The sequence below is a fragment of the Hymenobacter sp. PAMC 26628 genome (assembly GCF_001562275.1).
Lineage (GTDB): Bacteria > Bacteroidota > Bacteroidia > Cytophagales > Hymenobacteraceae > Hymenobacter.
In genome coordinates, this window is the sequence record NZ_CP014304.1 from 3,352,835 (window position 1) to 3,374,655 (window position 21,821).

A 21,821-nucleotide genomic window follows, 5' to 3' on the forward strand; every position below is an offset into this window, starting at 1 on the left:
GCACCAAAAAGCACTTTCTCCTCCATGCTCCTAAAAAAAGCCCTTCTGCTGGCCGCCCTGTGGGGCCCCGCGCACCTCCTGGCCACCGCCCAGCTGATGCAGCCCAAGCTGGCCTTCACGCGGGCCGATACGCTGCGCGGCGGCCAGCCGGCGGCGCGCACCTGCTACGACATCAAGTACTACCACCTCGACGTGCGCCTCGACCCGGCCCAGCGGTCCGTCAGCGGCAGCAACCTGTTCCGCTTCGCGGCCACCCAGGATTTCACGCGTTTGCAGTTCGACCTGTTTGCCAACCTGGCGGTGGACAAGGTGCTGTACCACGGGCAGTCGGTGCCGTTTGCGCGCGAGGCCAATGCGGTGTTCGTCACCTTCCCGCAGGCCATTAAGAAGGGGGCCCAGGACGAGTTCACGGTGCAGTACAGCGGCCAGCCCACCGTCGCCAAAAGAGCGCCCTGGGACGGCGGCCTGGTGTTCGCTAAAGATTCGCAGGGGGCCCCGTGGGTGGCCAGCGCCTGCCAGGGCGTGGGCGCCAGCATCTGGTGGCCCACCAAAGACCAGCAGGCCGACGAGGTGGACTCGATGCTCATCAGCATCAGCGTGCCCACGGGCTTGCAGGACGTGTCGAACGGCCGCCTGCGCCGCGTGACGGACCTTAAAGACGGCTGCACGCGCTTCGACTGGGCCGTGCGCAACCCGATTAACAACTACGACGTGGCCTTAAACGTGGGCCACTACGCGCATTTCAGCGATGTGTACGCCGGCGAAAAGGGGCCCCTGACGCTCGACTACTGGGTGCTGCCCGAGAACCTGGCCAAGGCCAAAACCCATTTCGCGGCCAACGTGAAGCCGATGCTCAAATCGATGGAGCACTGGTTTGGCCCCTACCCATTTTACGAAGACGGCTACAAGCTGGTGGATGCCCCGCACCTGGGCATGGAGCACCAGAGCGCCGTGGCCTACGGCAACAAGTACCAGAACGGCTACCTGGGGCGCGACCTCTCAGGCACGGGCTGGGGCGAGAAGTGGGACTTCATCATCGTACACGAAAGCGGCCACGAGTGGTTTGGCAACAACATCACCACCGAGGACATTGCCGATATGTGGGTGCACGAGGGCTTCACCAACTACTCGGAGGCCCTGTTTGTGGAGAGCCAGTTCGGCAAGCCCGCGGGCCTGCAGTACATGCACGGCGAGCGCCAGAACATCCAGAACGACGTGCCCGTGGTGGGGCCCTACGGCGTGAACAAGGAGGGCTCGGGCGACATGTACGCCAAGGGCGCCACCCTGCTGAACATGGTGCGCATCGTAGTGAACGACGATGAGAAATGGCGCCAGCTGCTGCGCGGCCTCGGCAAAACCTTCTACCACCAAACCGTAACCGGCGACCAGGTCATCGCCTACCTCAGCAAAGAATCGGGCCGCGACCTATCAAAAATCTTCGCCCAGTACCTGCAGTACCGCACCTTGCCCATCCTGGAGGTGCGCTTCAGCAAAACCCAGCCGCCCATGTGCCGCTGGCAGGCCAGCGTGCCGGGCTTCGACCTGCCGGTGCGCGTGCGCACCAAGGGCGGCGAGTACCGCTTCCTCACGCCCACCACCAAATGGGGGCCCCTGGCCCTGCCCGGCGCCACCCTGGAAAACGTGGAAGTGGACACGTTCAACTACTACATCGGCGTGCTGGTAGAGTAGCGAAAACTCCGATTTACGGGTTAACATTAGGAACTGTCATCCTTCACTGCGTTCAGGATGACAGTTCTCCTTTTAAAAAGCTTGTCGCCTAGCTCTTACCCCAACCTTAACTCGTCGGCTTGGTACACGCGGGGGAGCTTGCGCTTGCGCTCCACAATTTGGTAGGTGGCCTGGTCGGTGGCCTCGTTCCAGTACACATCCGATACCAGGCCAAAGCGGCGGTACTGGCCGGGGGCGGGCGTGATTTCCTCCACCTCGTCGCCGAAGCTGAAGGGCGGCTTGCGTTGGATTTCCTGGAACAGCTCGGGCCGCACCAGGAACTGCTGCTCGTCGTAGCGCAGCGTGAGCCACTCGTTTTCTTCGTCTTCGCTGACTTTTTCGAAGAGCTTGCCCACCGGCTCCAGCACCTCAAAGGCGCGGCGGTTGGCGGGGTGCACGTAGCGGAAGCCGTAGGCCGGCGTCCAGCCGTAGAGGCCGTGGATGAGGGGTTTGGGACGGGGCATGCCGGGCAAGTCGCAAATGGTGAACGGGCCATAAACAGCCCAGGGCCCCAAATTGCTCACGCCACTGGCAAATTCGTGGCGCTTGCTAAGCATCCGGCGGCCCAAGTGGGTGTGGGCCAGGGCCAATAGGCCAATGCGATGGTAGAGTTAGACTAAAAGCGGAAAAACTCGTATAGGCAAGGCCCCGCCCGCTACCGGCCGCTTTTTCGGCCGCGCCGCGGGGCTCTTGGTTTCTTCCATATGTCCGCAACTGTTCCGCTCAACCGCTCGGCTAAACCCGGCAAAAAAACCGCTTCCGCCACCGCCAAATCCGCCACCGCAGCACCCGCCCCCGGCACGCACGGCGGCATGGGCGCCGTGCCCTACGACGGCGGCACCACCTTCCGGGTTTGGGCCCCCCACGCCGACGCCGTGGCCGTGGTCGGCACCTTCAACGGCTGGAAAGGCAAGGCCAACGCCCTCCAGCACGAAGCCGATGGCTACTGGGCCACCGACGTGGCCGGGGCCCTGCCTGGCGCCGAGTACAAGTTTGAAATCACCAACGGCGACCAGACCTTCCGCCGCAACGACCCCTATGCCCGCGAGGTGACCAATTCGGCTGGCAACTCGGTGGTGTTTGACCCCAGCTTCGACTGGGGCGACGACCACTTCCAGATGCCGGCCTGGAACGACCTCGTGATTTACGAGCTGCACGTGGGCACCTTCAACGCCCCCGACGCCGACAAGGTGGGCACGTTCATGGGCGTGGTGGACAAGCTGCCCTACCTGCGCGACCTGGGCATCAACTGCATCGAGCTGCTGCCGGCGACGGAATTTCCGGGCTCGCGCTCGTGGGGCTACAACCCATCCAACCCGTTTGCGCTCGAAAGCGACTACGGCGGGCCCCTGGCCTTCAAGGAGATGGTGAAGGCGGCCCACCAGCACGGCATCGCCGTGGTGCTCGACGTGGTGTACAACCACTTCGGGCCCGGCGACCTCGACCTGTGGCAGTTCGACGGCTGGAGCGAGAACGACGGCGGCGGCATCTACTTCTACAACGACTGGCGGGCCAAGACGCCCTGGGGCGAGAACCGCCCCGACTACGGCCGCCCCGAGGTGCGCCAGTACATCCGCGACAACGCCCTGATGTGGCTGGAGGACTACCGCGTAGACGGCCTGCGGGCCGACGCCATTGCCTTCATCCGCAACGTGGAAGGCGAGGAGAACCCCGGGGCCGACCTGCCCGAGGGCTGGAGCCTGATGAGCTGGATTAACGACGAAATCGACCAGACCATGCCCTGGAAAATCACCATTGCCGAGGACATGCGCGGCAACGACGGCATCACGGCGCCCGTGGCCGAGGGCGGCCAGGGCTTCGACTCGCAGTGGGACTCGGCCTTCGTGTACCCCGTGCACGCGGCCATCACGGCGGCCCACGACGCCGACCGCGACATGCACGCCGTGGCCGGGGCCCTCACCCAGGCCTACAACGGCGACGCCTTCCACCGCGTGATTTACACCGAAAGCCACGACGAAGTGGCCAACGGCAAGAGCCGCATCCCGGAGGAAATCATGCCCGGCGCCGCCGATTCGTGGTTCCCCAAGAAGCGCGCTGTGCTGGGGGCCGCCCTCGTGCTCACGGCCCCGGGCCTGCCCATGCTGTTCCAGGGCCAGGAGTTTCTGGCCGACGGCTCGTTCAACGACAACGAACCTTTGCAATGGGGCCGCGCCGAGGAGTTCAAGGGCCTCGTGCAGCTGTACCGCGACCTGATTCGGCTGCGCCGCAACCTCGACGGCAATACCCGCGGCCTGGGCGGCCAGCACACCCGCATCCTGCACATCAACAACGAGGAGAAAGTCATTGCCTTCGCCCGCTGGGCCGACGGCGACGGGGGCCCCGGCGACACGGTGGTGGTCATCGCCAACTTCGCTGATAAAACCCACGAGGCCTACCGCATCGGCCTGCCCGCCGGTGGCGACTGGCCGTGCCGCTTCAACTCGGACTGGCAGGGCTACGACGGCGCATTTGGCGACTTCGGCTGCCTCGGCACCATGGCCGAAGCCGGCGAATACGACGACATGAACTGGCACGGCAGCGTGGCGCTGGCGCCCTACGGCGTGGTGGTGCTGGCTCAATAGGGCCCCAGCGCCCACCACCAATGGCTTGAGCCCATCCCAATAGACGGCCAGGCGCAACCTGGCGTCCGCCCGTTGCGCCTGGCGTTGGGTGAAGTACATTAGGTCTTAGCTTTACCCGAAACCCCAGGAAGCTGGGGTTTCTTTTTTTACCCCGCTTATGGACGAAGCCCCTACCCCTGAGGCCGCGGCCGCCCTGCCCCTCACCGGCACCGCGGCCACCGTCAACACCCCCAACTCGGAACTCAAAAACGCGGCCTTCATCGTGGCCGGCGTGGCCTCGGCGGCCTTTGGCCTGAAAGGCTTCCTGCTGTCGAGCCACTTCATCGACGGCGGTGTGACCGGTATTTCCATGCTGCTGGCCGCCGTGCTGCACCTGCCCCTGTCGGTGCTGATTCTGGTGTTCAACCTGCCCTTCATTGCGCTGGGGCTGAACCAGCTGGGCAAAAAATTCGCCTTACGCAGCGCCATCGGCATTGGGGGCCTGGCGCTGGCCCTAGCGGTGGTGCCGGTGCCCGACGTCACGCACGACCTGCTGCTCACGGCCGTGTTCGGGGGCGTGTTCATTGGGGCGGGCATTGGGCTGGCCATGCGCGGCGGGGCCGTGCTCGACGGCACCGAAATTGCTGCCCTACTCGTGAGCCGCCACGTGAGCCTGCTCAAGGTCAGCGACTTGATCCTATTACTTAACCTCGTCATTTTCGGCGTGGCCGTGGCCGTGCTCGGCACCGAGGCGGCGCTTTACTCCATGCTCACGTACTTCGCCGCAGCGCGGGTGCTGGAGTTCGTGCTCAACGGCATCGAGCAGTACACGGGCGTCACCATCGTGTCGGAGCACAGCGACGAAATCCGCAAGGCCATTACCGAGAAGCTGGGCCGCGGCGTGACCATGTACCAGGGCAAGGCCGGCTACGGCAAGCGCGGCGAAATGGGCCACGAGCGCGACATCGTGTTCACGGTCGTCACGCGCCTGGAGCTGCCCGGCCTCCGCGCCCAGGTGAAGGACATCGACCCCCGCGCCTTCATCGTGCAGTACCGCGTCGACGACGCGCAGGGCGGCATCATCAAGCAGCGGGCGTTGCATTAGGGCCCCAAGGGATGGCAGTGAACAATTGACAATGCGCCAAAAAGGCCGTCATGCTTCGACTCCGCTCCGCTGCGCTCAGCATGACGGCCTTTTTGGCGCGCTGCTTATGATTAATTGCCAACTAGAAAATCATTAATCGAAACCCTTACACCGGGGCCTGGTCGTAGCGCTCGCCTTCGGGCTGGGGCCAGCCGCCTTCGAACACGAACTCGGCCAGCGGCTTGCGCACGCGGGGAGCCATTTCGCGCTCGCGCAGGGCGTCGGGCAGGCCGGCGGGGTCGCCGGGGTAGCCGAGGGTGAACACGGCCACCGGCGCGTAGCCCTCCGGCACGCCGAACGAGGTGCGCACCTTATCGGCCGAGAAGCCCGCCATTTGGTGGATTTGCAGGCCCAACTCAGCGCCCTGGATGGCGAGCGTGGCCACGGCCTGGCCCACGTCGTGCGTGGCCCAGGCGTTGGGGTTGCTGTCGTGCGAGAACGTCGTTTTGGCGATGCTCACCACCAGCACCGGGGCAGCTTTGGCCCAGGGCTGGTTGAACTCGGCCAGACTGGCCAGGATTTTATCGTAGGCCTCGGCCGAACCGGCGCGGGTGCCCACCAAAAAGCGCCACGGCTGCTCGCCAAAGCACGACGAGGCCGACGAGGCAGCGGCAAAAACTTGCTGCAAAGCTTCGGCCGGCACGGGCTGGTCGGCGTAGGCGCGGGGGCTGCGGCGCTGGGCCAGCGCGGGCATTATTTCGTGTTCGAGGGTGAGGACGTTGGTGGTATCGGCGGCCATGAGGGGAGGTAATATAAGTGAGCCCGTTCCCCGCGGCCACCCAAACAGCGGCAACGAGAAACGGGCCCGCAAATTACCACCGGGCCGCAAATAGGGCCCCCGGGGCCCTACTTGGCTCGCAACAGCGGCACCACATCGGCCACCTCAAACAGAGAGTTGTACTTCAGAATGGCTTTCAGAAACGCCACGTGTCCCTGCCCGATCACCAGCACAATGGCCTTGTCGTGCTGCACGTCCACCTGGCGCAGCAAGTTGGTGTAGATGCGCACGTTGCGCTTGAAAAACTCGCCCGCCAGGTCGGCCCCCGCGTAGTTGGCACCACCCCCGACGCGGGCCAAATCCAGTAAGTAAGCGTCCATCTGGGCCAACTCGGCAGCGCAGGTATTTTGCTGAATGAAGCGTTCCAGCAGCGTACCGCCAGGAGTCAGGAGCAACTTGATGGGGCTCTGCCGGGCCCCTACCCGGGCCGCTATAAGCCGGCCGGCGCTGTCTTGGGGCACGCTGACAAACTCACCTTCCAGGATTTGCTCCTGGCCGTGCTGTTTGGCGTAGGCCTGGGCGGCCTCGTAGTCGAACACGCCGCCGTCGGCGTCGGCGCAGTATACGCGGGGGCGGGTCAGCTTCTTGGCCAGGCGGTAGGCAAGCTGGTACACCTCGTTGTTGCCGACTTTGAGCTGGCCCTGGCGGTACAGGGCGTAGGTACTGTCCACAAACGGCTGGTCGTTCAACTTGAACTCGATGAACACCTTATCGGCCCGCGTTTTCTGGAGCTTGCCCACCAGCTCATCCAGCTCGCGCTGCATTTGGGGGGTGCGCATGTCGGTTTTGGTGCCCTTGTGCACGTCGGCTTCGGAGTCGTTGAAGTGGAACGTGCCCACCAGGTAGACCTTGATTTTGGCGGGGGCCGCGGGCTTGGTTTGGGCGGTGGCAATAACCGGGGCCCCCAACAGGGCAAGCGACAACAGGAGGCGGGCAAACGGGCGGAAGGTGGTCATGGCGGTGCGGTGAAAGGGGGTTGGTGACGACGACGGGGCAAAGGTGCCGGGGCGCCTGGCCGCGCAAAAGTTTATTATCCCACCCCCCGCAAACCAGCCGCCAACGCCGCTAGGGGCCCCGGCGGGCGGGTCGTCCGCCGTTCGGCGGGGTTGGGGCGGGCGGGGCGGGCGTTGGGATAATATTGTGGGCCCCGGGGCCCCGCCCGGCTACTTTTAGGCCATGAACCGCCGCCGGATTGCTCTTTACCACGCCCTGGGCTGGTCTTTGTTACTGGCCCACGAGGAAGCCGGGTTTCTCCTCAACCCCACGCCCCACCTGCGCGAGCGGCTGCTGCTGGCCGTCACGATGTGGCTCAGCCAACTGGCGCTGTTTTATTACTGCTTCCTGTTCATCTACCCGCGCTACTGGCGGCCGGGCCGGGGCCCCCAGCTGCTGCTGGGGCTATTGGCTACGCCGCTGGTGTTCGGCGGCGTGCGCTACTTGTTGGAAGAAGTGCTGCTGCCGGTGCTCTTTGGCTTCCACAACTACGCGCCGGGCTCGCCGCTGCGCAACTTCGCCATCGACGACCTGTTTTACACCCCGGCCCTGGTGGGCCTGGCGGCCCTGGCCTGGAAAATTGAGGAAGTATTCCGGCGCGAAAAAGACCAAGCCACCCAGCTCCTGACGCAGGAAAAAACCCAGGCCGAGCTGGCCTTCCTCAAAACCCAAATCAACCCGCACTTCCTCTACAACACCCTCAACTACCTCTACGCCGAAGCCTACGCCGTGTCGGAGCCGCTGGCCGGCGCCGTGCTGCGCCTCTCCGACCTCATGCGCTACATGCTGCACGAGGGCCCCGACGGCCGCGTGGAGCTGCACAAGGAAGTGGCCTACCTGGAAAACTACCTGGCCCTGCACCGCCTGCGCTTCGAGGACCAGTTTTTCGTGAATTTCCGGCAGCCGGCGGCCGTGGGCGGGCAGCGGGTGGCGGCGCTCCTGCTCATCCCGTTCGTCGAAAACGCCCTCAAGCACGGCGTCCTCCACCGCCCCGACCAGCCCGTGGACATTTGCCTGGCCCTGCCCGCGCCCGGCCGCCTGTGCTTCGAGGTGCGCAACCGCGTGGGGCCCCACCCGCGCGACGCCACCACCGGCATTGGCCTGGCCAACCTGCGCCGCCGCCTGGCCCTGCTCTACCCCGGCCGCCACACGCTGGAAGTCCGCAACGACGGCACCGAGCACTACACCCGTCTGGAGCTAGATTTGGGGCCTTCTTAGTTGTTCGTTATTAGTTGTCAGAAAAGGCCGTCATGCCGAGCGCAGCCGAGGCATCTCGCGTGCAGCAGTAAATCAATCGATTGGATTAGTGGCGCAGTAGAGATGCCTCGGCTGCGCTCGGCATGACGGCCTTTGCAGACAACCAATAAATACGCACTAACAACTGACAACCAATAACGAACAACTAAATATGCTCCGCTGCATCGCCGTCGACGACGAGCCCGCCGCCACCCGGCTGCTGGCCGCCTACATCCAGAAAGTGCCGACGCTGGTGCTGGTAGGCACCACCACCAGCCCGCTCGAAGCCCTGCAATGGGTGCAGGAGGGCCGCGTCGATTTAGTGTTTCTCGACATCCAGATGCCCGAGCTGACGGGCTTGCAGTTCCTGAAAATCTGCGGCCGGCAGTGCCGGGTCGTCCTCACCACCGCCTACCCCGAGTACGCGCTGGAAGGCTACGAGCACGACGTGGTGGACTACCTGCTCAAGCCCGTGGCCTTCGACCGCTTCCTGCGTGCCGTGCAGAAGGCCCAGGCAGGGGCCCCACCGGCGGCCGTGCCGGCACCGACCCTTGCCCCGCCGGCGGCGGTGGGGCCCCCAGCGGCCGATTATTTATTTGTGAAGGGCGAGAGCAAGAACAAGTTCCTGCGGCTCAACTACGCCGATATCCTGTACGTGGAGGCGCTGAAGAACTACGTGTCCATTGTGGTGCCGGGCCAGCGCGTCGTCACCTACCAAACGCTGAAGGACCTGGCCCAGCAGCTGCCGCAGCCGGCGTTTTTGCGGGTGCACAAATCCTACGTGGTGGCGCTGGATAAAATCCGGCTCGTGGACGGCCACACGGTGTACATCGGCGACGCGGCCATTCCGCTGGGCGAAACCTACCGCGAAGGTTTTTTCCAGTTGATTCGGGCCCAAAACCAGCCGTAGGGCCCCGGTGGGCCGTACCAAAAAAAGTGGCGGCGGGCGTGGCTAGTGTTCACGGCCCGGCTTACCTTTCGCCGCTGCTGTTTTCCTGGCCCTTCCCACCCACCCATGCCCACGAGCCTTATTCCCGCCCCCGCCCCTGCTTCCAACCTTATGTTTCCCGACGCCCTGCTGATTGAAGTGGCCTGGGAGGTTTGCAACCAGGTCGGCGGCATCTACACCGTTATCCGCTCCAAGGTGCCAGCCACCGTGCCGGCGTGGGGCGAGCGGTACTGCCTGCTGGGGCCCTACTTCGCCCACATGGCGCAGGGCGAGTTCGAGAATTACGAAGACCACCACCTCGACCTGATGGACGACCCCTACGCCGTGGCCGTGCGCCAGCTGCGGGCCGAGGGCTACGACATCTGCCTCGGCACCTGGCTCGTGACGGGCCGCCCCCGGGTGGTGCTCATCAACCCGTTTCAGGCCTACGAGCGGCTGGGCCAGATCAAGCGCGACTTATGGGAGCGCCACGGCATTCCGATGCCCGACAACGACGACTTGCTGCACCAGGTGGTGGCCTTCGGGGCCCTCGCGAAGCTGTTTATCCAAACCGTGGCGGCCCTCAAGGGCGAGCAGCGCCTGCTGGTGCACTTCCACGAATGGATGACGGGCGTGGCCATTCCTGACCTGCGGCGCGACGGCACGCCGGCCCACCTCGTGTTCACGACGCACGCCACGCTGCTCGGCCGCTACCTGGCCATGAACGACCCCGACTTCTACGACCACCTGATGCGCGTGGACTGGCTGGCCGAGAGCCGCCACTTCAACATTGAGCCGGCCGTGACCATGGAACGCGCCGCTGCCCACGGCAGCCACGTCTTTACCACGGTGAGCGAGCTGACGGTACGCGAGTGCATCTATTTGCTCGACCGGATTCCGGACGCGGTGCTGCCCAACGGCCTGAACATCGAGCGCTTCGTGGCCGGCCACGAGTTCCAGAACCTGCACCAGCAGTACAAAGCTAAAATTCATGAATTCGTAATGGCCCACTTCTTCCAGTCGTACGCCTTCGACCTGGACAAGACGCTGTATTTCTTCACCTCGGGCCGCTACGAGTACCACAACAAGGGCTTTGATTTGACGCTCGAAGCCCTGGCCCGCCTCAACTACCGCCTCCAGCAAAGCGGCCTCGAAACGCAGGTGGTGATGTTTTTCATCACGAAACGACCCTTTACCAGCATCAACCCGCAGGTGCTAGAGCGCCGCGCTATGCTCGATGAAGTACACGAAACCTGCAAAGCCATTGAGCACCAAGTGGGCGAGCGGCTTTTCTACGCCGCCGCCGCCAGCCAGGACCACAAGCTGCCCGAGCTCAGCACCATGGTGGACGACTACTGGCGCCTACGCTACCGCCGCCAGCTGCAAAGCTGGAAAACCAACGCCCTGCCTCCCGTCATCACCCACAACCTGGTGAATGACCACGACGACGACATCCTGAACTACCTGCGCCGGTCCAACCTGCTCAACCACAAATACGACCGGGTGAAGATGGTGTACCACCCCGATTTCGTGTCGCCCGCCTCGCCCCTGCTGGGCATGGAGTACGGCCAGTTTGTGCGGGGCTGCCACCTGGGCGTGTTCCCGAGCTACTACGAGCCCTGGGGCTACACGCCGCTCGAGTGCGTGGCCCGCGGCGTGCCCGCCGTCACGAGCGACCTTTCGGGCTTCGGCGACTACGCCCTGCAAAACGTGCCCGACCCCGAGCAAAAGGGCATTTTTGTGGTGCACCGCCAGGAGCGCTCGTTCGACGAATCGGCCGAGGAGTTGACCGAGATGATGTGGCAGTTTGTGCTGCTCACGCGCCGCGAACGCATTCAGCAACGCAACAACGTGGAAAGCCACGCCGATTTGTTCGATTGGAAAAACCTGCGCGTGTACTACGACCGGGCCTACGCCCTGGCCCTGGAGCGGCAATAGGGCCCCGGCGTTGGCTTCCATTAAATACTGCTTGCTGGCCCCGCTGCTGGCGCTGGCCAGCGCCGGCCTGGCGCACGAGTTCTGGCTCCAGCCCGCCCGCTTCCGCCTCGCGCCGGGCGAAACGGTGAACGTGCGGCCGTTGGTGGGCGAAAATTTCCGCGGGGCCCCTTGGGGCAACGGGGCCGGCAAGATTTTGGCCTTTGCCCGCTATGGCCCCGCCCCGGCCGATTCTACCGACCTGGCGCCCGCCCCCGGCGGGGCCCCGGCCGACACGTTTCGCACCGCCGTGGCGTTTGGCCGGTCCGGCACGCACCTGGTGGTGCTGCGCAGCAACTTGGCGTTTACCGAGTTGCCCGCCGATCAGTTCACCGCCTACCTGCGCGCAGAAGGCTTGGAGCTGCCCCTGCGCCGCCGCCAGGAGCGCGGCCAGCAGGCCCAACCTGGCCGCGAAACCTACCGCCGCTGCGCCAAGGCCTTGGTGCAAGCGGGGGCCCCGGCCGCCGACACGGCCTACCGCCGCGTGCTGGGCCTGCCCCTGGAGCTGGTGCCCGAGCAAAATCCCTACCGCCTGGCCCCCGGCGCGGCCCTCACCGTGCGGGTGCTGCGGGCCGGGCAACCGGTGCGCGGGGCCCTGGTGCAAGTGTGGGAAACGCAGCCGATGGGCTTACCCACCAAACATTTTACTACTCACGCCAACCAAAACGGACGTTTGTTGTTACGCCTGTCCGGGCCGGGGCCTTATTTGGTGGCTACCGTCGACGCAGCTGAGGCGCCTCCAGCGCTGCGCGCGCGCGCCGACTGGCTCAGCACTTGGGCTACGCTGGCGTTTGGCGGGCCAGTGGCCCGGTAGGAGCGGCGGGACGTCGCCAGCATCGCAGTTTTTTTTCTACCTTCGTCTCTTCTAATCCTTTTTCTCTGCTCCTCCGCATGAAGTACGCCATCGATAAAAAAGACAGCTATACCGTCATCACCATTGACGAGAAAAAGCTGGACACGACCGTTGCCCCGGACCTCAAATCGGAGTTCGTCAAGCTCAACGCAGAAGGCATTAACAACCTGATCCTCGACCTGTCCAACGTCAAGTACACCGATTCGTCGGGCCTGAGCTCCATCCTCATCGCCAACCGGTTGTGCAACTCCACGGGCGGCCTACTGGTGCTCACCGGCCTGCAAGACCACGTGCTCAAGCTCATCACGATCAGCAAGCTGGAGTCGGTATTGCACATCCTGCCCACGGTGGAAGAGGGCATCGACCGCGTGTTTCTGCACGCCATTGAGCGCGATTTGACGGACAAGGAGTAAATTTAGCTGTCAGTTATTGGTTGTCAGTTGTCGGCTCTAGGGCTGATAATTGGCAACCACTATTTTTTTCAGCTCCGGCCACCAGCGGGCACCAGCGCCTGACAACCAACAACTGATCTTGACTTTCGAACTGCGAATCTTGGGCTCGGCGTCGGCCACCCCGACGCTGGGCCGCCACCCCACGGCCCAGGCCCTCACCGTGGGCGGCGCGCACTACCTCGTCGATTGCGGCGAGGGCACCCAGTGGCGCCTGCTTGAGTACCGCAGCCGCCTGAATCAGTTGCGGGCCGTGTTCATTTCACACCTGCACGGCGACCACTACTTTGGGCTGTTTGGACTGCTGGGCTCGCTGCACTTGCAGGGCCGCACCCGGTCGCTGATTATCGTGGGCCCGCCCGGCCTCGACGAGGTGCTGACCACTCAGATGCGGGTGTCGGGCACGAAGCTGGCCTTCGCCATGGAGTTTGTGGCCGTGGACACCGAGGCCCACGCCGTGGTGTACGAGGACGCCCACATCACCGTGTCGTCGCTGCCCATGCGCCACCGCATCCCCTGCGCCGGCTACCTGTTTGCCGAGCAGCCGCGCCGCCCCCGCTTGCTGAAGGAACGCCTGCCCGCTGGCCTCAGCGCCGCCCAACTCGGCCAGTTGGCCCAGGGCCACGACCTGCCCGCCGACGCCGACCGGCCCGGCGTGCGCCACGCCGACGTGTCGGCCCCCGCCCCGGCGCCGCGCCGCTACGCTTTCTGCTCCGACACGCTCTACACCCCTGCCCTGGCCGACCTGGTGCGCGGGGCCAACGTGCTCTACCACGAGGCCACCTTTCTGGAAGACATGCACGTGCGCGCCGCCCAAACCCACCACAGCACCGCCCGCCAAGCCGCCCAGCTGGCCCGCGACGCGGGCGTGGGCCGCCTGCTCATCGGCCATTTTTCGAGCCGCTACAAGGCCCTGGAGCCACTGCTGCGCGAAGCCCAGGCCGTGTTTCCCACCGCCGAGCTGGCCACCGAGGGCCTGATGGTAAGCGTGTAGATGGGGCCCCGTATTTCGTCCTTCGCCCACAAAAAGCAGCAGCTGTACCTGGTGCTCAGCAGCATTTTCCTGGTGAACGCGCTGCTGGCCGAAATCATCGGCGTTAAAATCTTTTCGGTGGCCAAGCTCACGGGCTTTTTGCCCGGCGACCTTACAGCCGGCGTGCTCATCTGGCCCGTCGTGTTCGTCACCACCGACATCATCAACGAGTACTTTGGCAAGGAAGGCGTGCTGCGCGTGAGCTACCTCACCATGGGCCTCATCCTATTCGCCTTCGGGGTCATCTACCTCACCACCAAGCTCCCCCCGGCCGATTTTTGGCTTGATGTGAACAAGGCCGACCCCCGGGGCCGGCCCTTCAACATCGACTTTGCCTACCAGAGCATTTTCCGGCAGGGCCTGGGTATCATCATCGGCTCCATCGTGGCTTTCATCATCGGGCAGCTGCTGGACGCCAGCATTTTCCAGGCCATCCGCCGGGCCACGGGCGGGCGCTACGTGTGGCTGCGAGCGACCGGCTCCACCCTCGTTTCGCAGCTCGTGGACAGCTTCGTGGTGCTGTACGTGGCCTTTTATGTCTTCGGCAACTGGAGCCTGACGCAAGTCGTCAGCGTGGCTAACTTCAATTATTGGTACAAATTCGCGGCCGCCATCCTGCTCACGCCGGTCCTTTATATAGCTCATTATTTCATCGACCGCTACTTGGGGCCCGCCGATACCTTAGAATTGCAGTACGAAGCCGTTACCGACGACAGCGTGTAATTATTCCTCCTTTATTTATCATTTTATGTTCCGTTTATTCTACAACCCCAACTACTTACCCATCGCCGCTATTTTTGCCAGCTCCTTGCTGTTGCCGGGCTACGCCCGGGCCCAGTTTGCGTTTGCGCCCGGCCACTACAAACTGGCTACCGGGGCCCAGGGCGACGCCGACCTCAAGCTGGTGCTGGCCGAAGACAACAGGCCCGGCGCCATGGCCGGCCTCCGCAACGGCCAGGAACGGAGCTTCCGCTTGGCCCAAGTAGCAGCATTCAGCGTTGACGGCCACTCCTTTGCACGACAAGACGGGTTTAAGCTGCGCGCAGGCTTCGACGCGCAATTCTCCGACCCGGTGCTGCTGGAAACCTTGGTGGCCGACGGCCCCGTGGAGTTGTACCATTACTACTACGTAGCCCCAATGGGGCCCCTGAAGGCCCACATTACGCTGGCCGTGCTGCGCAAAAAGGGCACCAACAACTTCTTCATCTACTGCCCCAAGCACGCCCCCGGCCTGAACGCCCAGCAGGCTCTGAGCCCACTCGTGGCCGGCCTGTTCCCCGCCGACCCCATTTTGCAGCGGCAGTTGGTGAGCAACCAAATTACCCGCGCGCAGTTGCCCGATTTGGTGCGCGCCTACAACCAGGGCGTGCGCCTCAAACCCTAATTATTTCTATACCCTTAACCATTTTATTTCTTCGTACCATGCGCTTGCTATTTATACTCGTCGGATTATTGCTGCCACAGGTATTGTGGGCCCAATTTTTTAATTCTTTCGAGCCTGGCTCTTACCGGTTGGTCAACAGCCCCGATGTGCATTACCAAGGCTTGCTTAAGCTGCGGGGCAACGACCAATTGTTGGTGGAAGATGCGGACGGCAAAAAAACCAAGTTGGCCCCACAAGAGGTCACCTCCTTCCGCTTGGGTGCGCAGAAATACGTCACCGCTGGCGGGTTCAGAACAACTCCCGGGCCTTTTGGCAGAACGGTGGAACAGGCGTTCGTCGAGCAACTTGATAGCGGCCAGGTTAATCTGATGGAATACACATACATAATTACTACTGGCGGCAGCAATGGCGCGGTGGGATCGAGTGAAGTTAAAATTTACATCATAAAAGCGGCGGACTGGACGGATGCTATTGCCCTTCCCGGTTACGCGTGGACCAACCGGGGAGAAAAGCTACGCGACGCCCTCAGACCTTATGCAATTAATCGACCCGATTTAACCGAGCTAATAGATAATAACCAGCTCAGGGACAATAATATCCCGGCTTTTTTTCACGCTCTTAACTCTGGCCAACCATTTCCATTAACTGAAGCAATGGAACATAAAATAAAAAAGGAGAAAGAGCGGCCCATAGAAGATCCTTTTCGCGATTAATTAATTCCCCCATGTCCCGCATCCTCACCGGCATCCAGAGCACCGGCCGCCCGCACCTGGGCAACCTGCTCGGGGCCATCCTCCCGGCCATCGAGCTGTCGAAAAACCCAGCCAACGAGTCGCTGTACTTCATCGCCGATTTGCACTCGCTCACCACCGTGCGCGACCCCGAAGTGCTGCGCCAAAACACCTACGCCGTGGCCGCCGCCTGGCTCGCCTGCGGCTTCGATACTGAGAAAAACCTGTTCTACCGGCAGTCCGACGTGCCGCAGGTGACCGAGCTGACCTGGTACCTGTCGTGCTTCGCGCCCTACCCGATGCTGGCCAATGCGCACAGCTTCAAAGACAAGAGCGACAAGCTTTCCGACGTGAACGCCGGCCTTTTCACCTACCCGGTGCTGATGGCAGCCGACATCCTGCTTTACGACGCCGAAATCGTGCCCGTGGGCAAGGACCAGGTGCAGCACCTGGAAATCGCCCGCGACATCGCCCAGGCCTTCAACAGCCGCTACGGCGACACGCTGGTGCCGCCCCAAGCGCGCGTCGACGCTGAGCTGATGACCATCCCGGGCACCGACGGGGCCAAGATGAGCAAGAGCTACGGCAACATCATCGACATCTTCTTGCCCGAGAAGGAGTTGCAGAAGGTTATCCGCAAGATCATCACCGACGCCAAGGACCTTGCCGACCCCAAAGATCCGGATACCGACATCACGTTCAAGCTGTATTCCCTCCTCGCCTCTCCCGAGGCAACCAACGAGCTGCGCCGCCTCTACCTAGCTGGCGGCTACGGCTACGGCCACGCCAAGCAGGCCCTGTTTGAGCTGATTCTGAAACGCTTCGCCACCGAGCGCGAGCGGTTCAATTTTTACATGAACAACCTGCCCGAAGTTGACAAGCAGCTGGCCATCGGGGCCCAGCGCGCCCAGGCCTACGGGGCCGGCGTGCTGGCCAAAGTCCGCCAGAAAATAGGGTACGGCGCTTGAACCACGGATTTATCGGATTGGGCGGATTCGTCGAATTTTGGGAACGATTCGCGTTGATTCTAGCCAAGAGAAGAGGCCGCTCGATGAGCGGCCTTTTCTCTTGGCTAGCGGCCAGTAGCCCGCCCTCGGGGGCCCCGGTTAAGCTTGGCGAATCGTCCCCAAAATCCGACGAATCCGCCCAATCCGATAAATCCCTGGTTTAGATAGCCTGTTCGTGCGAGAAGCTGAAGCCAACTTTGCTGCCGCGGCTTACTTGCTGGTTCTCTAGCTTTTGCTTGACGTTGATTTTCTGAATCTCGGCGAGCGGCGGGGCAATCAGGTCGTTGTTGACGGCGGCAATCATGGCACTTTCGATGAACAGGCGCATGGCATTGGTCGTCATCACGTTGTCCGACATATCATTGTTGGGCAGTTCCAGCTGCTGCACGCCCTCGAGGAAGTAGTGGTTGTCGATGTTGACGAGCAGGCGGCCCACGAGGTAGCCGGGGTCGTTTAGGCGCTGGTACTTGATGCTGTCGGCCATGAAGTTGTAGGCCATGATGTGGCCGAAAAAACGCCGCCTAAAGTCGCCGCTGACGTAGGCACTGGGCATGGGGCCGTAGTCGTCGGGAAACGTGACGATGTTGGAGTGCATGACGAATACCAGCAAATCGCCCGAGAATCGGATGTGGAATTCCATGTCGTTGATGGAGCGGTACTCCAGCACCACGCTCGCGTCAAGCGGCGGGCGCTTGCTGGCCAGTTCCACCACCAGCTCCTGCGACACGGCGCGCAGGCAATCGAACGCAGCCAGGGTATTGCGGTAAATGGCTTGCTTAGCGGTGGATTTTTGCTTGAGGCCGTCGAAAATCTGGTCGAGGCGGTCGGCCGGGGCCGCGGTGGGCGAACCGGCTTCGGCAGTGGGTCGGTCGTCGGTGGCCGTGGCACCGCTGTGCACGGCTTCTGCCTCGGCCGAGGCGGCGGGGGTTTCGGCCAGAGCCGCACCAGATTTTGGGGTTTTGGGGCCCCGGGCCTTGGCCGGTTTTTTGGCGGGCGCGGCCACTAAATCGGTGGCGGGCTGGGTTTCAGCGGGCGCGAAGAGCTCGGGCGCGGCGGTAATTTTATTGGACGACTTAGCCATAGGAATAAGAATAATGTGCGTTTGGCAGCGGTGTGGAATAAAAAGGGATAACTAATAGTGACAAGAATAACGCATTCTTACTTCAATACCAAAATATTTTAAGCTACATAAGCAAATAAAGCAATTAAAGGGGTGATTTTATATTACTACCGCCGGAATAATACAAACAATCTAGGCGCTGCAAAAGTGGATTTCCACCTCCCACGGGCTACGCTTGCCTACCACCCGCTGGCCCGCACTGGGGCCCCGGCGCAGGGCAGCGGGGCCCCCAGCGCCGACCGCCGTAAATCAGGTAGCTAGGTAGCCATAGTCGCGCAATTCGGCCCGGGGGTCAGCCCCGAGTTTCTGCAAGCGGCCGCCGTGCAGCAGGTACACCACGTCGCACAGCGGCAGCACTTCGGCGTGGCGGTGGTCGGTGATGAGCAGGCCTTTGCGCTGCTTGGCGCGCTGCATTTCGAGCGCCAGTGCCTCGACGTGCACGGGCATGATGCCGGAAAACGGCTCGTCGAACAGGGAAAACGCTGTTTCGGCGTGCAGCAGGAGCAGCACCTCCAGCAGGCGCGCCGTGCCGCCCGACAGTTCGCCGGGGCCCTGCCGGAGTTGTGCCCGCAACTCGGGGAAACCAGCCGTGGCTTGGTCCGCGTCGACCCGCAGCAGGCGCGCCGCCTGGCGCCACGGCACACCCGGCGGCAGCAGCGGCGTTTGCGGCAGGTAGTTGATGAGCCCGGGCTGCGCGAAGGCAGGCACTGCGCGGCGGCCGTTCATGCGCACCGACGCATCGGGCACGGCCCGGGCCCCGAAAACCGTTTGCAGCAGCACCGATTTCCCGCTGCCGTTGCGCCCCAGTAAGCCCACAATTTGGCCGGTTTGCACCCGCAGGTACACGTCGGCCAGCACCTGCCGCGCCCCGAAGGCCAGCCGGATGCCGTCGGCCTCCAGCACGTGCGGGCCGGCCCCCAGGGCCCCCGCCGGCCTCATGCGAAAGCGGCCACCAGGGCCCCCGCCACGCCCAGAAATAAGAGACCATCGAGCACGACCAGGCCGCCCCAAAGCAATCGGCGCGATGCGCCCAGGTTGAAGTAGAACCAGTATTGGTTGGGCCGCAGCTGCTCAGACAAGTACCACGCCGCGGGGCCCATAGCCAGCTTGACGAGCAACAACTTCAGCACCAACCCACTGGCCCAGCCCTCGTGCAAGGCGGGCCACAGCACCACCAGCAGAATCAGGGCCGAAATGCCCACCATGAACGGTGCCACGCTGCGGTAAAACAGCCATACCGCCCGCAACCGGGTAACCAATGCATTCATGCCGCTGGGTTTGGATGGCTTGCCAACGCTGCTTGGCTGCGATTATTCTACCCGCCCGGCGCGGGCAAACACGGGAAACGCCACCGCCCGCTCGCCGGGGCCCCAGGCCTGCGTCAGCGCCTCGGCTACCAGCGCCACGGGGTCGGTGCCGTGCTGCTTTTGGTAGTTCTGTGCGCTCGACCACGTGCGCAAATAGTCGAGGTACCAGGCCGCCGACCACTGCCGCTGCTCGGTAAAGTGCGCCCGCTGCACGCCGGCAAATGGGAACGGGATGCGGGCGTACTCATCGTCGACGTGCCAGCGGTTTTCGTCCCAGTAGGGCCCCAGCACCTCGCGGTAGAAGTGCCCCACGAGCAGGTCGATTGCGGGGCTGATGCGGCCCAGGCTGTAGCCCCACTCGGCCAGCACGGCGCCCGGCCGGGCCACGCGGCGCACCTCGCGGTGGTAGGCGGCGTGGTCGAACCAGTGCACGGCCTGGCCCACGGTGATGAGGTCAAACACGTGGTCGGGAAAGGGCGTGTGCTCGGCGCGGGCCGTTTGGTAGTGGAGGTTGGGCCGCGCCGGGGCCTGGGCCAGCTGGTTGGTGCTAAGGTCAGTAGCGTCTACTTCGGCGAAGTGCGCGGCCAGCACCGCGGCCACCTGGCCGTTGCCGGCGGCACAGTCCCAGGCGCGCTGGCGGCCGGGCACCAGCGGCAGCAGCCACTCGTAGAGGGCGGCGGGGTAGTCGATGCGGAAGCGGGCGTAGGCCGCGGCTTGGGCGGAGAAGCGGTCGAGCGGCATTTTGGGGGCGGTAAACAACTGGGAATTTAGGGCCCCGGGCTGCTCCGGGGCCCCGGGTTTCGGGCGCCAGCGCCAGCGTGGGCCCCGGGCGTATCTTTACCGTAAATCAAGCGGTTTGCTGGCCGAAAGCACGAGGTCAGCCCAATTATTCATTTTAACGCAGCTGTCCCTTGACGTTTCACGAATTTAACCTCCACGACGACCTGCTGGCCGGCGTGGACGCCATGAACTACCAGCAGGCCACGCCCGTGCAGGAGCAGGCCATCCCCAAAATACTGGAAGGCAAAGACCTGATTGCCTGCGCCCAGACCGGCACCGGCAAAACCGCCGCCTACCTGCTGCCGCTGCTCGACAAGATTTCGCACGCCAAGCACGGCCACACCACCACCCTCATCCTGGTGCCCACCCGCGAGCTGGCCACCCAAATCGACGAGCAGGTGATGGGCTTCGGCTACTACGTGGAAGCCAGCAGCATCGCCATCTACGGCGGTGGCAAAAGCGAGGGCTGGGAGCAGCAGAAGCGGGCCCTGACGAGCGGGGCCGACATCATCATTGCCACGCCCGGCCGCCTCATCGCGCACCTGCAAATGGGCTACGTGAAGTTTGACCAGATTAAGTACCTGGTGCTGGACGAGGCCGACAAGATGATGGACATGGGCTTCTCGGACGACATCTTCAACATCGTGCGCCAGCTGCCCAAAGAGCGGCAGACGCTGCTCTTCTCGGCCACGATGCCCACCAAAATCCGGGAGTTCTCGCAGCAGATTCTGCACAACCCGGAAGAAATCCGGCTGGCCGTGAGCAAGCCCGCCGCCGGCATCGACCAGCAACTGTACATGGCCTTCGACCGCCAGAAAATCTACGTACTGGAGCACATCATCAAAACCCAGGACGTGCAGAGCATGGTGCTATTCACGAGCCAGAAAGCGGCCGTGGGCGGTATTGTGAAGGCCGTGAACAAGCTCGGCATCGAGGCCCGCGGCATCAGCTCCGACCGCACCCAGGAGGAACGCGAGGAAATCATGCGGGCCTTTAAGAACAAGCAGTTCCCGATTCTGGTGGCCACCGACGTGCTCAGCCGCGGCATCGACATCGACTCGCTGAGCCACGTGGTGAACTACGACATCCCGCGCGCCGCCGAGGACTACGTGCACCGCATCGGCCGCACCGCCCGCGCGGCCACCAAAGGCACGGCCATCACGTTCGTTTCGGACCAAGACCAGGACCGGGTGGTGAAGATTGAAAAGCTCATCGAGCGCGACCTGGAGAAACGCAGCATCACCGAGGAGCTGGGCCTGGGCCCCGCGCCCGAGTTCGACCCCAAGCGCTTTGCCGGCCTGGGCGGCAAAATTGGCGGGCGGCCCGCCCGGGGCGGCAGTGGCGGCGGGGGCCGCAGCGGCGGCTTTGGCGGGGGCCCCCGCGAGGGCGGCCCGCGCCGCGAGGGTGGTGGCCGCGACGGGGCCCGCGATGGGACCCGCGACGGCGGCCGCCCGCCCCGCCGCGATGCGCCCGACCCCAAAGACCCCAAGCACCAAGAACGCCTAGCCAACGCCAAAAACGCCCTGGCCGCGCTGGACGCCGGCCAGGGCGCAACCGCGCCTTACCAGCGCCCGCCCCGCGAGCCCCGGCCCGACGGGGAGGCACGGCCCCCGCGCGAACCCCGCGCCCCGCGCCCCGAAGGCGAACCCCGCGAACCCCGCGCCGAGGGCGAAGCCCGGGAGCCCCGGCCCGAAGGCGAGCGCCGCCGGAGCCGCGGCGGCCGCAACCACAAGCGCGGCCCCAAGCCCGAGGATGGCAGCCCAGTGAACATGCCCGCCCCGCCCGCGGCCGAATGAGACCTGATCGTATGTTTTA

General features: G+C 63.8%; 21 protein-coding genes. 14 read left to right on the top strand and 7 right to left on the bottom strand.

Annotation, left to right across the window (positions count from 1 at the left end; translation table 11 throughout):
• Window positions 1-24 precede the first annotated feature (24 nt).
• Window positions 25-1,689, top strand: a complete 1,665-nt coding sequence (locus AXW84_RS14710; RefSeq protein ID WP_068234714.1) for a M1 family metallopeptidase — start codon at window positions 25-27, stop codon at window positions 1,687-1,689.
• A gap of 95 nt (window positions 1,690-1,784) precedes the next feature.
• Here the strand turns inward: AXW84_RS14710 and AXW84_RS14715 are convergent, their stop codons facing one another.
• The gene (locus AXW84_RS14715; RefSeq protein ID WP_157887046.1) at window positions 1,785-2,192 is read right to left on the bottom strand and encodes a DUF6960 family protein; all 408 of its coding nucleotides are present in this window, start codon (window positions 2,190-2,192) and stop codon (window positions 1,785-1,787) included.
• A 240-nt stretch (window positions 2,193-2,432) separates the two neighbouring features.
• Here AXW84_RS14715 and AXW84_RS14720 point away from each other — a divergent pair, with 240 nt between their 5' ends.
• Both AXW84_RS14720 and AXW84_RS14725 read left to right on the top strand, forming a co-directional pair.
• Window positions 2,433-4,310: an alpha-amylase family glycosyl hydrolase gene (locus AXW84_RS14720; protein WP_236943133.1), complete on the top strand. Its 1,878-nt coding sequence runs from the start codon at window positions 2,433-2,435 to the stop codon at window positions 4,308-4,310.
• A 157-nt stretch (window positions 4,311-4,467) separates the two neighbouring features.
• Window positions 4,468-5,394 (top strand): YitT family protein, encoded by a 927-nt coding sequence (locus tag AXW84_RS14725; RefSeq protein WP_082773911.1) that lies wholly within the window; start codon window positions 4,468-4,470, stop codon window positions 5,392-5,394.
• 145 nt (window positions 5,395-5,539) lie between these two features.
• Here AXW84_RS14725 and AXW84_RS14730 read toward each other — a convergent pair whose 3' ends face one another.
• Both AXW84_RS14730 and AXW84_RS14735 read right to left on the bottom strand, forming a co-directional pair.
• On the bottom strand, window positions 5,540-6,172 hold the full coding sequence (locus AXW84_RS14730; RefSeq protein WP_068234720.1) for a nitroreductase family protein: 633 nt from the start codon (window positions 6,170-6,172) through the stop codon (window positions 5,540-5,542).
• A 107-nt stretch (window positions 6,173-6,279) separates the two neighbouring features.
• On the bottom strand, window positions 6,280-7,167 hold the full coding sequence (locus tag AXW84_RS14735) for a DUF5694 domain-containing protein (protein WP_068234722.1): 888 nt from the start codon (window positions 7,165-7,167) through the stop codon (window positions 6,280-6,282).
• 220 nt (window positions 7,168-7,387) lie between these two features.
• Between AXW84_RS14735 and AXW84_RS14740 the strand changes: the two genes are divergently transcribed.
• The 10 genes from AXW84_RS14740 to trpS all read left to right on the top strand — a co-directional run bounded on the left by AXW84_RS14740 (window position 7,388) and on the right by trpS (window position 16,760).
• Window positions 7,388-8,422, top strand: coding sequence for a sensor histidine kinase (locus tag AXW84_RS14740; RefSeq protein WP_068234727.1), 1,035 nt, complete (start codon window positions 7,388-7,390; stop codon window positions 8,420-8,422).
• 190 nt (window positions 8,423-8,612) lie between these two features.
• Window positions 8,613-9,350: a LytR/AlgR family response regulator transcription factor gene (locus AXW84_RS14745; RefSeq protein ID WP_068234730.1), complete on the top strand. Its 738-nt coding sequence runs from the start codon at window positions 8,613-8,615 to the stop codon at window positions 9,348-9,350.
• Window positions 9,351-9,500: 150 nt separating this feature from the next.
• Window positions 9,501-11,306: a glycosyltransferase gene (locus AXW84_RS14750; RefSeq protein ID WP_068234733.1), complete on the top strand. Its 1,806-nt coding sequence runs from the start codon at window positions 9,501-9,503 to the stop codon at window positions 11,304-11,306.
• A 10-nt stretch (window positions 11,307-11,316) separates the two neighbouring features.
• Window positions 11,317-12,156 (top strand): DUF4198 domain-containing protein, encoded by an 840-nt coding sequence (locus tag AXW84_RS14755; protein ID WP_157887047.1) that lies wholly within the window; start codon window positions 11,317-11,319, stop codon window positions 12,154-12,156.
• A gap of 77 nt (window positions 12,157-12,233) precedes the next feature.
• The gene (locus AXW84_RS14760; RefSeq protein ID WP_068234739.1) at window positions 12,234-12,608 is read left to right on the top strand and encodes an STAS domain-containing protein; all 375 of its coding nucleotides are present in this window, start codon (window positions 12,234-12,236) and stop codon (window positions 12,606-12,608) included.
• A gap of 118 nt (window positions 12,609-12,726) precedes the next feature.
• A complete protein-coding gene (locus tag AXW84_RS14765) occupies window positions 12,727-13,638 on the top strand; it encodes a ribonuclease Z (protein ID WP_068239482.1) in 912 nt (303 codons plus the stop codon).
• Window positions 13,639-14,400 (top strand): queuosine precursor transporter, encoded by a 762-nt coding sequence (locus AXW84_RS14770; protein ID WP_068234743.1) that lies wholly within the window; start codon window positions 13,639-13,641, stop codon window positions 14,398-14,400. It abuts the gene before it with no gap.
• A 25-nt stretch (window positions 14,401-14,425) separates the two neighbouring features.
• Window positions 14,426-15,061 carry a hypothetical protein gene (locus tag AXW84_RS14775; protein WP_068234746.1) on the top strand — a complete coding sequence of 212 codons (636 nt, stop codon included), beginning with the start codon at window positions 14,426-14,428 and terminating at the stop codon, window positions 15,059-15,061.
• 38 nt (window positions 15,062-15,099) lie between these two features.
• Window positions 15,100-15,774: a hypothetical protein gene (locus tag AXW84_RS14780; protein ID WP_068234751.1), complete on the top strand. Its 675-nt coding sequence runs from the start codon at window positions 15,100-15,102 to the stop codon at window positions 15,772-15,774.
• A gap of 11 nt (window positions 15,775-15,785) precedes the next feature.
• Entirely contained in the window at window positions 15,786-16,760 is a 975-nt protein-coding gene (gene trpS / locus AXW84_RS14785; protein WP_068234755.1) for a tryptophan--tRNA ligase, read from the top strand.
• A 199-nt stretch (window positions 16,761-16,959) separates the two neighbouring features.
• Here trpS and AXW84_RS14790 read toward each other — a convergent pair whose 3' ends face one another.
• From AXW84_RS14790 to AXW84_RS14805, 4 genes are all read right to left on the bottom strand, one after another.
• The gene (locus tag AXW84_RS14790; protein ID WP_236943134.1) at window positions 16,960-17,880 is read right to left on the bottom strand and encodes a hypothetical protein; all 921 of its coding nucleotides are present in this window, start codon (window positions 17,878-17,880) and stop codon (window positions 16,960-16,962) included.
• 288 nt (window positions 17,881-18,168) lie between these two features.
• On the bottom strand, window positions 18,169-18,858 hold the full coding sequence (locus AXW84_RS14795; RefSeq protein ID WP_068234758.1) for an ATP-binding cassette domain-containing protein: 690 nt from the start codon (window positions 18,856-18,858) through the stop codon (window positions 18,169-18,171).
• Entirely contained in the window at window positions 18,855-19,187 is a 333-nt protein-coding gene (locus tag AXW84_RS14800) for a hypothetical protein (RefSeq protein WP_157887048.1), read from the bottom strand. The genes AXW84_RS14795 and AXW84_RS14800 overlap by 4 nt, the downstream gene beginning before the upstream one ends.
• A gap of 42 nt (window positions 19,188-19,229) precedes the next feature.
• Window positions 19,230-19,967, bottom strand: a complete 738-nt coding sequence (locus AXW84_RS14805) for a class I SAM-dependent methyltransferase (protein ID WP_068239488.1) — start codon at window positions 19,965-19,967, stop codon at window positions 19,230-19,232.
• A 170-nt stretch (window positions 19,968-20,137) separates the two neighbouring features.
• Here AXW84_RS14805 and AXW84_RS14810 point away from each other — a divergent pair, with 170 nt between their 5' ends.
• A complete protein-coding gene (locus AXW84_RS14810; RefSeq protein WP_442905518.1) occupies window positions 20,138-21,802 on the top strand; it encodes a DEAD/DEAH box helicase in 1,665 nt (554 codons plus the stop codon).
• Window positions 21,803-21,821: the final 19 nt, after the last annotated feature.

Coding starts and splice junctions, on each gene's coding strand:
- AXW84_RS14740 (WP_068234727.1), top strand. CDS start 7,388: ATGAACCGCCGCCGGATTGCTCTTTACCACGCCCTGGGCTGGTCTTTG.
- AXW84_RS14710 (WP_068234714.1), top strand. CDS start 25: ATGCTCCTAAAAAAAGCCCTTCTGCTGGCCGCCCTGTGGGGCCCCGCG.
- AXW84_RS14800 (WP_157887048.1), bottom strand. CDS start 19,187: ATGAATGCATTGGTTACCCGGTTGCGGGCGGTATGGCTGTTTTACCGC.
- AXW84_RS14780 (WP_068234751.1), top strand. CDS start 15,100: ATGCGCTTGCTATTTATACTCGTCGGATTATTGCTGCCACAGGTATTG.
- AXW84_RS14760 (WP_068234739.1), top strand. CDS start 12,234: ATGAAGTACGCCATCGATAAAAAAGACAGCTATACCGTCATCACCATT.
- AXW84_RS14730 (WP_068234720.1), bottom strand. CDS start 6,172: ATGGCCGCCGATACCACCAACGTCCTCACCCTCGAACACGAAATAATG.
- AXW84_RS14790 (WP_236943134.1), bottom strand. CDS start 17,880: ATGGCTAAGTCGTCCAATAAAATTACCGCCGCGCCCGAGCTCTTCGCG.
- AXW84_RS14735 (WP_068234722.1), bottom strand. CDS start 7,167: ATGACCACCTTCCGCCCGTTTGCCCGCCTCCTGTTGTCGCTTGCCCTG.
- AXW84_RS14725 (WP_082773911.1), top strand. CDS start 4,468: ATGGACGAAGCCCCTACCCCTGAGGCCGCGGCCGCCCTGCCCCTCACC.
- AXW84_RS14805 (WP_068239488.1), bottom strand. CDS start 19,967: ATGCCGCTCGACCGCTTCTCCGCCCAAGCCGCGGCCTACGCCCGCTTC.
- AXW84_RS14750 (WP_068234733.1), top strand. CDS start 9,501: ATGTTTCCCGACGCCCTGCTGATTGAAGTGGCCTGGGAGGTTTGCAAC.
- trpS (WP_068234755.1), top strand. CDS start 15,786: ATGTCCCGCATCCTCACCGGCATCCAGAGCACCGGCCGCCCGCACCTG.
- AXW84_RS14770 (WP_068234743.1), top strand. CDS start 13,639: ATGGGGCCCCGTATTTCGTCCTTCGCCCACAAAAAGCAGCAGCTGTAC.
- AXW84_RS14715 (WP_157887046.1), bottom strand. CDS start 2,192: ATGCCCCGTCCCAAACCCCTCATCCACGGCCTCTACGGCTGGACGCCG.
- AXW84_RS14745 (WP_068234730.1), top strand. CDS start 8,613: ATGCTCCGCTGCATCGCCGTCGACGACGAGCCCGCCGCCACCCGGCTG.
- AXW84_RS14775 (WP_068234746.1), top strand. CDS start 14,426: ATGTTCCGTTTATTCTACAACCCCAACTACTTACCCATCGCCGCTATT.
- AXW84_RS14795 (WP_068234758.1), bottom strand. CDS start 18,858: ATGAGGCCGGCGGGGGCCCTGGGGGCCGGCCCGCACGTGCTGGAGGCC.
- AXW84_RS14720 (WP_236943133.1), top strand. CDS start 2,433: ATGTCCGCAACTGTTCCGCTCAACCGCTCGGCTAAACCCGGCAAAAAA.